The organism is Desulfuromonas sp. (genome assembly GCF_002868845.1).
In the GTDB taxonomy this organism is placed as follows: Bacteria; Desulfobacterota; Desulfuromonadia; order Desulfuromonadales; family BM501; genus BM501.
Genome location: NZ_PKUB01000045.1, coordinates 23,316 through 34,989 on the forward strand (window position 1 = coordinate 23,316; position 11,674 = coordinate 34,989).

Below are 11,674 nucleotides of genomic sequence, written 5' to 3' on the forward strand. Positions count from 1 at the left end.
GGCGGCTCCTGAGTCCATACGTCCCCTGCCCCCTCTCTGGTTGCCCGCAGCGTGAATTGTGCGCCATGATCAACCACCCAGGGACCCTAATAAGGTTTCTATAATTTTAAAAGAAGAAAAGCGGAACCCGTGACGCGTTCATTTAAAAATAAAAAAGCCCCGAACTCGCCATCATGAGTTCGGGGCTTTCTGTGCAAAACCGTGGATGGTCAGGAGATCAAGGACCCGATCCGGCCCCCCCGCGCCCCTCTGCGAGCCAGCGCGCCAGGTTCCTCCCCAGGGCGCGGTTCTCCTTGCCCAGAAAGCGGTTCTGGAACAGGGCGTCATCGCCGAATACCACGAAGGCGCCCTTCCCGAGTTCCCCGGCCACGGCCACCCCGAAGGACTGCACGGCGTCGCGGCCGCCGAACTGCTCGTCGCGGTTGAGATCGACCCAGGCCTCGGGGCCGGTGCGGGCCAGCACGTAGGCGTTGTCCCCGAGGTTGGTCAGGGCCCAGGCCCCATAGAGGTGGAACTCTTCCAGCCCCGCGCTCAGGCCGTGGCTCTCCAGCCGGGTGACCCTGAAATTGAGGGCCTCGCCCCCGATCAGGTTCTCCCGCTCGCGAATGACGCCGTTGGAGGCGGCCACCCCCAGCCGGTCCAGAAGGGTATTCAGCGGCGGCCCGATGTGGAGCATGACGCAGAGCCGGCCGCCCCGCTCGACGAAGGCGGCCACGGCCTCGACCTCGGGGGGGGAAAGGGGCACGAAGGATCCGGAGATCACCAGGGCGTCGGCTTTTGACAGAAAGGGGCCGGAAAGGCTCTCCGAGGTTGTCGCGACCCGAACCCCCTCCTCCCGGAACAGGTCCGCGAGGTTTGAGAGCTGAAGAGGGCCGCTCTGCTCGACCCGGAAGGGCTGGCCGTGTCCCTGGTCGAAAAGGACGGTCGCCCCCTCACGGCCCCAGGCCCCTTGCCCGCAGAAGACCGAGCCGAGGATCAAGGCCCAGAAGATCACCCCTTTTGTCCATCCCATCGTTTGCCGCCTTTCTCTACTCGCGCACGAAGGTGTCGATGTCCGTTTCGTGCACCATTCCCATCAGCCGGGCATACTCGGACTCGATGAGGATGAAGTGATTGTGCGTTCCCTGGGCGTTCTCCTCGTAGACCTTCTTGACCTGAGGGTCGTCGATCTTCGCGGCCATCTCGCGCAGGGCCCTCTCCAGCTCTTTTTCCTTGTCCATGGCCAGTTCCATGGCTTTGCGCTCGTCGAACTCGGCGACCCCCAGCTCTTCGAGTTCGGCGATCCAGGGGGCCCCCTTCTCGGGCGGAGCGTCGAGGAAAGCGTCGAGGGAGGGGATCTCCTCGCCCCGGTAAATACTGTAAAACCAGCCGGCGTGCTCCCGCTCTTCCTTGGCCAGCAGTTCAAAGACCTTTTTCGCCGCGGCGTTGCGCAACCGCTCCGCCCCAGCCTTGTAGAAATCCATGGCGTTTTTTTCGGTCTGGATGGAAGACCTGACGGCCTTCTGGAGATCGATCGGTGCAGGCATTTTATCCTCCTCGGAGCGGGTTTCTGAACCCTGGCGATCCGGCATGGCGAGTCTGCCGGGCCAGTGCGATAAAGTTTACCACACTCGATAGGGCTTGACCTGCCTCCGGGCCCTCCCGCGCCCGGCGGGGAAGGGCCCGGAGCGGGATCAGAAATAGCGCTTGAGCAGGCCGGCGAAGGCCGCCCCGTGGCGGGCCTCGTCCTTGCACATTTCGTGAACCGTGTCGTGGATGGCGTCGTAGCCGAGCTGCTTGGCCCGGGTGGCGATCTCCTTCTTGCCCCGGCAGGCGCCGTGCTCGGCCTCCACCCGCATCTTCAGGTTGGTCCGGGTATCGGCTGTCACCACCTCGCCGAGCAGTTCGGCAAAGCGCGCGGCGTGATCCGCCTCTTCGATGGCGATCCGGCGGTAAGCCTCGGCGACCTCGGGATAACCCTCGCGGTCGGCCTGGCGGCTCATCGCCAGGTACATGCCGACCTCGGCGCACTCGCCGACGAAATTGGCCCGCAACCCCTCGAGGATCTCGGGGTCCGCGTCCCTGGCGACGCCGACCCGGTGCTCGTCAGCCCAGGAAAGCTCGCCGGCGGCCTGCGCGGCGAACTTCTCGGCCGGCACGCCGCACTGGGGGCAAGAGGCGGGGGGCGCGTCCCCTTCATGAACATAGCCGCAAACCGCGCATACAAATTTTTTCATCCTGATGTCCTCCTTTTGATTAATGACCAAATTGGTCATCATTTTACCCATTAAAATATTTGTGTCAAGCCTTTTTGTTCCCCCCGCACGCACCAGGGCACTAGGACAGATCGATCTCCCGACGGCTTTCCCAGAGGCCGTGCAGGTTGCAGTAGGCCCGCGCCACCAGCGTCACCGGCCGCTCCAGCACCAGGTGGAAGGCGGCGACCGGCACGCTATAGCCGGGCCGGAACGCGATCCGCCCCGCCGGTTCGTTGCCCGCGAGCAGCTCCAGGTACGCGATGTAGTGGGCGGGGATCATGGGATGAACGATCTCCCCGACGGCGACCCGCACCGCGAAGGGCTCACCCTCCTTGACCCGGCCGGGCAGGGAGATCACCGGGGCGTGCTTCATCTCCAGGGCCGTCTTCTGCTGCGGATCCCGCACCCGGTTGATGTTCCGAAACAGGTCCCCCCCGTCCTCGCCAGCACCCCCCTTGCCCTGCAAGGCTCCGGCGGCAACCGGGCCGACCAGAACCAAGCCTCCGCCGACCAGTGCCGCACGGCGCAGAAAGTCTCTTCGCAGGAATTCTCCGTCCATCGCCGTCTCCTCCCGTCAGCGTCAGGGTAAGCTGCGTCCGCCTTCTCGACTTTAGCGTGCCCGGCCCGGCAGTCAAGGGGAGCGGGGCGGACGCCAAAAAAGGGATTGCGCGCGGAAAGGGCCCCGTTATATATTGAAATCAATATTCCTTGGAGGACCATCATGGAAATTCTCGGCCTGCTCGGCTTTTTCGCCGCCTGGTACATTCTCAACAAGTGGATCCTGCCCCGCCTGGGGGTGCAGACCTGACTCTCGGACAGCTGCAGCCTTCCCGGCGGGAAGGCCAACAAGAAGGACGAAAAAGAAGATCCCGGCCCCGGGGCCTGAGACCCGCTTCCTTTTTCCGCGCGAACTCCGCCTCGACGCCGGCCCCCTGCACCAAAACGCGTCTCTCCCCCAAGTCCCCGCCTGACCACGTCCACCGGGGAAACCGCCCCGCCTGCCATTGGAATGACTCCCCGCCCGGGGGAAAAGGCTTAACCCTTTCCCCCGAGATGCCGATATGTTATTAGATAACTAGGTTTCTCGACAGTTTTCCAACCCGGGCGGTCTTTTGATGGTTTCCCCCAGCACAACCCTCCTCCCCGGGCCCCGGGGTTTCTTCTGCTTCGGCCTCGCCCTCTTCCTTCTCGGTCTTTCCTGCTCCGCTTTCGGATCGGGCCGGCAGTCGACCGTCCTGACCGCGCTGCAGACCGATGCGGCCGTCGCCATCGACGGCAACGCATCGGAAGCGGCCTGGGCCAAGCCGACCCCCCTTGAGATCCGGGTCAGCGACGGCAGCATCGGGATCGTCACCGCCACCCTGAAAGCCCTTTACGACACGGACCACCTCTACCTGCTTGCCCGCTGGCCGGACCCCCGCCCGGACGTCTCCAAAAAGGAGTGGCTCTTCGACGCCGGAGAGGGACGCTGGACTTCCGCCACCTACACCAACCGCAGGGGCGAGACCCTGCCCCTCGACGAGGACCGCTTCACCGTCATGTGGAACATCGGCGACAGCGTGAAGGGCTTCAACACCGCGGCCTGCGCCATGCTCTGCCACGGCGACCGCATGCATACCAACGGCCCCGACGAACGGGTCGACATCTGGCACTGGAAAGCCGCCCGAACCAACCCGCTGGGGTATGCCGACGACAAGTGGCTCGACAACAAAATCGAGGAGGGCTACTCCCACGAGGCCCGCGAGGCGGCCCATCACGGCGACGCCCGGGACAAGACAGCCGGCATCGCCGGGCTGGGGGGGAACTACCACGCCAACGCCCGGCAGACGGAGATCGGCGGCCAGACGGTTTCCGTTCCCTGGCACTGGGAGCCGGAGGCGAAGGGCGAAGACGCCCTCTTCATCACCCAGGAGGAGATCGCCTCCGGAGAAGCGGTCCCCGTCGAGGCCATTTCCGGGATCGACCGTTCCCGGAACATCCCCGGCACCATCCTTCACCGCCCGGCTGGCAGCCGGGGGGACATCGCCGCTCGGGGGGAGTGGGCGAACGGCTTCTGGACCCTGGAGTTGAAACGAAAGCTTGTCACGGGCCAGGACGACGACGTGCAGTTCGACGTCCGCAAGCTCTACCGTTTCGGGGTCGCCCTCATGGACAACAGCGGCGGTTTCGACGCCTACGGAATCGGCCACAGCTTCGATTTGGGCGCCCGCACCCTGGAGTTCGGCGGGGCGGGTTCAGAGCAGGTCACCACCATGGCCCTCGCCCGGGACCATCTCCTCGCCGGCCGCACCTACGCCGTCAAAAAAAACTCGGGCATGGCCCGCTCGGAAATCGACCAGGCCCTGATCCATTTCAACGAGGTCCAGGAGAGCCTGGCCCGACGCGACCCGAGCGCCTACACGGCCCTGAAAACAGCCTTCACCCGGAGCAAGCGGGACCCCTCGGAGAAGGCGATCGGGGAACTGACCGACCGCATCGACCACGCCATCCTGCTCATCCAGGGCAAGGCCGAGCCCGCCAGCCCCACCTGGGCGTTGCGGGGCCTCGCCCAATGGGGCAAGATCCAGGGCTACGTCTTCCTCTTCATGGGAGGCCTGGCCTCGCTGCTCGCCTACCGCTCGGCGAGGAGGATCCGCCGCAAAGAGTTCAAGCTGCTGGCCTTCTTCATCCTCATCATCATGGCCACCATCATCCTGGAGAGCGCCGGGCGCCTGGGAATCCTGTTCAGGGTCACCCCCCTGCAGAGCCTGAGCTTCATGACCAGCCAGTACGCCGCCCTGGCCTGGGTCACCCTGATGACCCTGGCCCTCTTTATCGCCCGGGCCGGATTCCGGGAGATCGACTCGGCGCTGAACCGGCTGCGGGGCCAAAGGAAGACACTGACCGAACTTGCGGTCCGCGACGAACTGACCGGTCTCTTCAACCGGCGCCACTTCCAGGAGCGGCTCTCCGAAGTGATGAGCCTGCGCAACCGCTACCGCACCCCCTTTGCGCTGCTGCTGCTCGACATCGATCATTTCAAGAAAATCAACGACACCCACGGCCACCCCTGCGGCGACAAAGTCCTCAAGGACCTGGCCGGACTGCTCGATGGGATGGTCAGGGAAAAGATCGACACCCTGGTCCGCTACGGAGGCGAGGAATTCGCCATCCTGCTCTACAACACCCCGCCTCAGGCTGCGGCAGCCCTGGCGGAGCGGATCCGCCGGGGGGTCGAGGAGCACGCCTTCCCGTGGCAGGCGCAGCGGCTCCCGGTCACGGTCAGCATCGGCGTCGCCAGCGCTTCCGGCGCGGCCGACGGAAGCCCCGACCAGCTCGTCGCCCGGGCAGACCGGGCCCTTTACCGGGCCAAGGACGACGGACGCAACTGCGTGAAGATTCACAGTCCCGACGCGAAGGGTTAGACCATTCGACCGCCGTCCCGATACGGGGGAACGGCCCCTTACCGCAGCCATCGCCCAACGAGGCCCCGATGACCGAAGCCGCAAAGACATCCCCCATCCAGATCCTCCTCGTCGAGGACTCGCAGACCCACGCGGCGGTCATCGGCACGGCCTTTGAAACCGAGGCGCACCGGATGCGGCTGACCGTCGTGCGCTCCCTGGCCGAGGCCCGCAACCACATTGCCGAAACCCCTCCGGACCTGGCGATTGTAGACCTGCTGCTGCCCGACGGCCGGGGCTCGCAGCTGCTGGCGGCCTGCCAGGGACAGAGCGCGGCCTTTCCCATGGTGATTCTCACCGGCAACGGCGACGAAGAGGCGGCGGTGGAAGCCATGAAATCGGGAGCCCTCGACTACGTGGTCAAATCCCCGGCGACCCTTGAAGAGATGCCCCGCATCGTCGACCGGTCCCTGAGGGAATGGGATCACATCACCGAGCGCAGGCGGGCCGAGAAATCCCTGCAGGAGAGCGAGGCGCGCTTTCGCCTCCTCTACGAGCGAGCCCCCCTGGGCTTTCAGTCCCTGGACGACGAAGGCCGGATCGTGGACGTCAACCAGACCTGGCTCGAAGATCTCGGCTACGCCCGGGAGGAGGTGCTCGGCAGGAACTTCTGGGACTTTCTCGCCCCCGAGCAGCGGGAGCCCTTCCTCGCCAGCTACAGCCGCTACAAGGCACTCGGCAGCAACGAAGTCTCCGACCGGGACGCCGAGTTCGCCCTGGTGCGCAAGGATGGAAAACCGGTCCTGATTAACTTCGAGTGCCGGGTCGAGCGCGACGAGCAGGGCCTTTTCAAGCAGACCCACTGCATCCTGGCCGACATCTCCGAGCGCAAGAAGGCCGAGCAGGCCCTCGCCCGGGAACGCTCCTTCCTGCAGTCTGTCATCAACGGGGTGATCGACCCCATCATGGTCATCGACCTCGACTACCAGGTGCTGATGATGAACCGGGCCGCCCACGACATGCTTCCCGACCCGCGTCAGGACGAGAGACTTACCTGCCACAAGGTCTCCCACCACTCGGACCGTCCCTGTAGCGGAGCCGACCACGTCTGTCCCCTGGAGGAGGTGCGCAGGACGGGCAAACCGGTCACGGTCGTCCACGAGCACCTCATGGCCGACGGCGAGCGGCGCTTCTTCGAACTGGAGGCCTCCCCCCTGTGGACCCCGGAGGGCGTCCTGCGGGGCATCATCGAATCGTCACGGGACATCACCGACCGGCTCAACGTAGAGGCAAGGCTGACCGAAAACGAGAAGCGCCTTCACCATCTGGCCCACCACGACCCCCTGACCGGGCTGCCCAACCGCCTGCTCTTCACCGACCGGCTGAACCAGGCGATGGCCAAGGCCCGCCGCTCCGGCACTCAGGTGGCCCTGCTCTTTCTCGACCTCGACCGCTTCAAAAAGATCAACGACTCTCTGGGCCACGACATCGGGGACCGGCTGCTGCGGGACGTGGCGATTCGCCTGCGGGACTGCGTGCGCGAGATCGATACCGTGGCGCGCATGGGGGGGGATGAGTTCCTGGTCATCCTGGAACAGGTGGAAGAGATCAAGCACGTGGCGCTGGTCGCGGAGAAGATCCTCTTCGAGCTGCAGCAGGTTTTCCCGGTGGACGATTACCGCTTCCACGTCACCGCCAGCATCGGCATCGCCGTCTTTCCGGACAACAGCCCCGACGTGGACGGCCTGCTGCGCTGCGCCGACGTGGCCATGTACCGGGCCAAGGACGAGGGGCGCGACCGCTACCAGTTCTTCACCCCGGACATGAACTCCCGGGCCCGGGACTACCTGTTGCTGGAAGGAAGCCTGCGCCAGGCCCTCCAGGAGAAACAGTTTCTGCTTCACTACCAACCCCAGATCGACATGACCTCGGGAGAGCTCATCGGCATGGAGGCCCTGGTGCGATGGGAGCATCCCGAGCGAGGGACCGTGCCACCGGGGGACTTCATCCCCCTGGCGGAGGAGACCGGCCTGATCGTCCCCATCGGGGACTGGGTGCTGCGCACCGCCTGCGCCCAGAACAAGGCATGGCAGGACAAGGGGATGGCCCCGATGCGGATGGCGGTCAACATCTCCGGCCAGCAGTTCCGCCAACCCGATTTCGTCGATACCGTGAAGCGGATACTGGAAGAGACCGGCCTCGACCCCGAGTGGCTGGAGCTGGAGATCACCGAAAGCATCGTCATGGAGAATGTCGGACAAACCATCTTGACCCTCACCGACCTGAAAGTGAGGGACATCCACCTCTCCATCGACGACTTCGGCACCGGCTACTCCTCCCTGAACTACCTGAAGCGCTTCCCCATCTCCAAGCTCAAGATCGACCGCTCCTTCGTCCGCGACGTCCACACCGATCCCAACGATGCGGCCATCTGCACCGCCATCATCGCTCTCGGGCTGAGCATTGACCTTGACGTCGTCGCCGAGGGCGTCGAGACCGAAGGCCAGGCCGAATTCCTCCGCACCAAGGGCTGCATCCAGGGACAAGGCTACCTCTTCGGCCGCCCCGGGCCGCCCGAAACAATCTCCCGGCACCTGACCGACCAGCCATCGCCCTGCCCCTGACCCCATCCCGGACGCCTGCTCCGCACACCGACCAGGGCACGCCTTCTCTGGAAAAGGCCTCGCCCTAGATTCTCTGAAGAACAAAAAAAAGCCTCGGAGACAGGAGGGGAGTCTTCCGAGGCAAAAGGAAGCTGCGTCCAGCTTCCTGTTGAATTTTCGCGGCACTGCAGCCTCGCCTTGGGGCGGGCCATAAACTCTACTTACCTAGATATCACCCTTTTAGAGGCTGTCAAGACGGCCCGGGTAATTATCGGAAGGCCCTCTTTCGGTTCGCCCCCGACCAGGCCGACCGGCCCCGGCCCTAAAGGTAGGGAGAGAAAAGCTTGGCCGCGGCGTCGCGGAGCTTGACCGGCAGGGACCGGCCGTCCACATCGGCCAGGGTCACCCGGTGGGAGCCGGCGCGCACCGCCTTGAAATGACCCTCCAGCCCCGAGGCCAGTTCCGGGTCGTAGACCTCCACGTTGAACTCGAAGTTGAGCCGCAGACTGCGGGGGTCGAGGTTGGCCGAGCCGAGCAACGCGTAGCAGCCGTCCACCAGAAGCATCTTGCTGTGGACGAAAGGGGGCGGCTGGTAGTAGATGCGCGTGCCATGCTGGAGCACCTCCCACAGGTAGGCGCTGGTGGCCCACTTCACGTAGGGAAGGTTGTTCTTGCGAGGCAGGATGATGTCCACCTTCACCCCCCGCAGCGCGGCGGCGTTGAGGGCCGCGATCAGGGCTCCGTCGGGGATGAAGTAGGGGGTCATGATGCAGATGCGGCGGCGCGCGCAGTTGAGGGCGCCGAGCACCAGCCACGAGAGCTTCTGAAAGTCCTCGTTGGGCCCGGCGCTGATACCCCGGCAGAAGGCCGCGCCGCCTTCGACGGGTTCGGGCCAGGAGACCTCGGGCAGGGGCTCTCCGGTGGCGAAATGCCAGTCCTCGAGGAAGGCCTCCCGCATCTGGCCCACGATCGGGCCTTCCAGGCGAAAATGGATGTCCACCACCCGCCGGGGGGCGTCCCGCTCCGCCAAGTGCCGGTCCCCCAGGTTCATGCCCCCGGTGAAGCCGAGCTTGTCGTCGATGACCAGCAGCTTGCGGTGATTGCGCAGGTTGAGATGAACTCCCCTGCGGGTCAGAGAGGGAGGGAGAAAGCGGGCGAGCCGGACCGGGCCGCCGCGCAGCAGGCGGCCGATCGTCGGCAGGGAGTAGCGCTCCCCCAGGGCATCGACCAGAACCCGCACGTCCAGGCCCCGCTCCGCCGCGGCCCGAAGGGCATCGGCGAACCTGCGCCCGGTTGCGTCGGTATCGAAAATGTAGGTGGAAAGGCAGATGCTGCACTCTGCGGCCGCGATCGCCTCCAGCATGGCCGGATAGGCCTCTTCGCCGTTGTGCAGGGGGGTCACGCGGTTCCCCGGCAACAGGTAACGCCGGGTGACCGCATCGGCGAGGCTCACCAGGGAAGCGAAGTTCTCAGCCCCGAAGGGAGGCTTCCGGGCCATCTCGGCGCGCCGGGCGCCCTGGTCCGACTCGCTCCAGTAGCGCCGCCTCTGCCAGTTCCGGGCCCGGGTGCGGATCCGGTTGACCCCCAGCAGCCAGTAGAAGGCAGGCCCCGCCCCGGGGAAGAGGAGGCAGAGGACGATCCAACCGAGGGCGGCGCGGGGGTCGCGCTTGTGGAGCAGGGCGTGACCGGCGGAGAGCAGCCCGATCAGGGTCAAGACGATCCAGAGCAGCAGATCGAGCATGGTGCCTCCCGAAGATAGCCGGTTTCAGCGGTCGGGGATTCGGGGATCCAGGGTCGCGAAGCGCGGTGGCCGAGCCGTCACGCTTTCGCGGGGCGGCGCCGGCTCAGCGCAGGCTGGTGGCGCATCGTGGGCAGGTGAGCATGCTGGTCGAGGGGACTTTGTGGCCGCAGGTCGGGCAGTTGAACCAGTACCGGCAGTGCCGGCACTGAGGGTCGGAGAGCCCCTGCTTTTTTTTGCACTTGGGGCATTGTCGGTACATCTTGCGATGTTCGACATAGTCTTCGAAAAGAAGGCCGCAGCGGGGGCACTTCTCGGCGTTCCCCTTGCGGATCTCGGCGCCGCAGCTCGGCGACGGGCAGAGGAAAACCGCCTTGCAGCCCTTGCAGAAGTACTTCCCCTTTTTTTCCTCCTTGCACACCGGACATTTATCCATGATAAGCCTCACCCGCTCCTTGGCACTGTTTCATTCGAGTTTTAATCTTAACACGTCCGGGGCAAAACCCAAGCCCGTGCCCTCCAGCAAAAAAGCCGGGCCCCAGAAGGACCCGGCCCGTTGCCCCCTTGCGGGAGAAATCAGTCGATTCTGTTGAAGGCGCTCTTGGCGGCTCCGCAGATCTCGCAGGGCCCCTCCGGTTCGCCCTCGAGGGTGTGGCCGCAGACCTTGCAGACGTAGTAGTCGACCTCCGCGTTGCTCCCCAGGGCGTCGAGCGCCTTCTGGTAGAGGCCCGCGTGCACCTCCTCCACCTTGTTGGCAAAGGTGAAGCTCCTCAGGGCGACGTCGAACCCTTCGCTCGCCGCCTCCTCGATCATCCGGGGGTACATGGCGGTAAATTCGTGGGTCTCCCCGCCGATCGCCTCCAGAAGGTTGTCCCGGGTGGACCTGATGCCCTCCAGGGCCCTCAGGTGGGCGTGGGCGTGGACGGTTTCGGCCTCGGCGGCCGCCCGGAAGAGCTTGGCCACCTGGGCGTGGCCTTCCTGCTCGGCCTTCTTGGCAAAAGCCAGGTACTTGCGATTGGCCTGGGACTCGCCGGCAAAGGCCTCTTCGAGATTCCCCTCGGTCTTGCTTCCCTTCAGATCCGCCATGATGTCCTCTCCTTGGAATGATTCAGCTATGCCCCCATCGGGCAAAACATGGGAAATGCCTGCCATTTTACTCCCCGGGCCCGGTGTGTCAAACCCGATTTTCCGGGGCCTCAAAGGTTCAGGTAGGGCCGCAGGTAGCGGCCGGTGTGGGAGGCGCTGCAGCGGGCCACGTCCTCGGGGGTGCCGCAGGCCACGATCTCGCCGCCGCGGCTGCCGCCTTCGGGGCCGAGGTCGATGAGGTGGTCGGCGGTCTTGATCACGTCGAGGTTGTGCTCGATGACCACCACGGTGTTGCCCGCCTCCACAAGGCGGTGGAGCACCTCGAGCAGTTTGCCGATGTCGGCGAAGTGCAGGCCGGTGGTCGGCTCGTCGAGGATGTAGATGGTCCTGCCGGTGGCCCGCTTGCTGAGTTCCTTGGCCAGCTTGACCCGCTGGGCCTCGCCCCCCGAGAGGGTGGTGGCGCTCTGGCCCAGCTTGATGTAGCCGAGGCCGACGGAGCGCAGGGTCTCGAGCTTGTTCTTGATGCGCGGGATGTTCTCCAGGAAGCGGGCCGCCTGGTTGGCGGTCATGTCGAGGACCTCGGCGATGTTCTTCCCCTTGTAGCGCACCTCGAGGGTCTCCCGGTTG

General features: G+C 65.2%; 11 protein-coding genes. 3 read left to right on the forward strand and 8 right to left on the reverse strand.

Features of this window, described 5'->3' with window-relative positions:
* Window positions 1–217: 217 nt before the first annotated feature.
* From C0617_RS13895 to C0617_RS13910, 4 genes are all read right to left on the reverse strand, one after another.
* The gene (locus tag C0617_RS13895; RefSeq protein ID WP_291317639.1) at window positions 218–1,012 is read right to left on the reverse strand and encodes a DUF4350 domain-containing protein; all 795 of its coding nucleotides are present in this window, start codon (window positions 1,010–1,012) and stop codon (window positions 218–220) included.
* 16 nt (window positions 1,013–1,028) lie between these two features.
* A complete protein-coding gene (locus C0617_RS13900) occupies window positions 1,029–1,526 on the reverse strand; it encodes a ferritin family protein (protein ID WP_291317640.1) in 498 nt (165 codons plus the stop codon).
* A 147-nt stretch (window positions 1,527–1,673) separates the two neighbouring features.
* On the reverse strand, window positions 1,674–2,216 hold the full coding sequence (locus C0617_RS13905; protein WP_291317641.1) for an NADH peroxidase: 543 nt from the start codon (window positions 2,214–2,216) through the stop codon (window positions 1,674–1,676).
* A 100-nt stretch (window positions 2,217–2,316) separates the two neighbouring features.
* Window positions 2,317–2,796 (reverse strand): class II SORL domain-containing protein, encoded by a 480-nt coding sequence (locus C0617_RS13910; protein WP_291317642.1) that lies wholly within the window; start codon window positions 2,794–2,796, stop codon window positions 2,317–2,319.
* 105 nt (window positions 2,797–2,901) lie between these two features.
* Here C0617_RS13910 and C0617_RS13915 point away from each other — a divergent pair, with 105 nt between their 5' ends.
* From C0617_RS13915 to C0617_RS13925, 3 genes are all read left to right on the forward strand, one after another.
* Window positions 2,902–3,045 carry a hypothetical protein gene (locus C0617_RS13915; protein WP_291317643.1) on the forward strand — a complete coding sequence of 48 codons (144 nt, stop codon included), beginning with the start codon at window positions 2,902–2,904 and terminating at the stop codon, window positions 3,043–3,045.
* A gap of 307 nt (window positions 3,046–3,352) precedes the next feature.
* Entirely contained in the window at window positions 3,353–5,641 is a 2,289-nt protein-coding gene (locus C0617_RS13920; protein ID WP_291317644.1) for a diguanylate cyclase, read from the forward strand.
* Between the two features lie 68 nt (window positions 5,642–5,709).
* Window positions 5,710–8,244 carry an EAL domain-containing protein gene (locus C0617_RS13925; RefSeq protein ID WP_291317645.1) on the forward strand — a complete coding sequence of 845 codons (2,535 nt, stop codon included), beginning with the start codon at window positions 5,710–5,712 and terminating at the stop codon, window positions 8,242–8,244.
* A gap of 301 nt (window positions 8,245–8,545) precedes the next feature.
* On the opposite strand, the gene C0617_RS13930 is transcribed toward C0617_RS13925, so the two are convergent.
* From C0617_RS13930 to C0617_RS13945, 4 genes are all read right to left on the reverse strand, one after another.
* Complete coding sequence (locus C0617_RS13930; RefSeq protein ID WP_291317646.1) at window positions 8,546–9,964, reverse strand: phospholipase D-like domain-containing protein; 1,419 nt, start codon at window positions 9,962–9,964, stop codon at window positions 8,546–8,548.
* Between the two features lie 103 nt (window positions 9,965–10,067).
* On the reverse strand, window positions 10,068–10,397 hold the full coding sequence (locus C0617_RS13935) for a hypothetical protein (RefSeq protein ID WP_291317647.1): 330 nt from the start codon (window positions 10,395–10,397) through the stop codon (window positions 10,068–10,070).
* Window positions 10,398–10,537: 140 nt separating this feature from the next.
* On the reverse strand, window positions 10,538–11,047 hold the full coding sequence (locus C0617_RS13940; protein ID WP_291317648.1) for a rubrerythrin family protein: 510 nt from the start codon (window positions 11,045–11,047) through the stop codon (window positions 10,538–10,540).
* Between the two features lie 110 nt (window positions 11,048–11,157).
* On the reverse strand, window positions 11,158–11,674 hold a 517-nt coding region (locus C0617_RS13945; protein WP_291317649.1), incomplete at its 5' end, for an ATP-binding cassette domain-containing protein.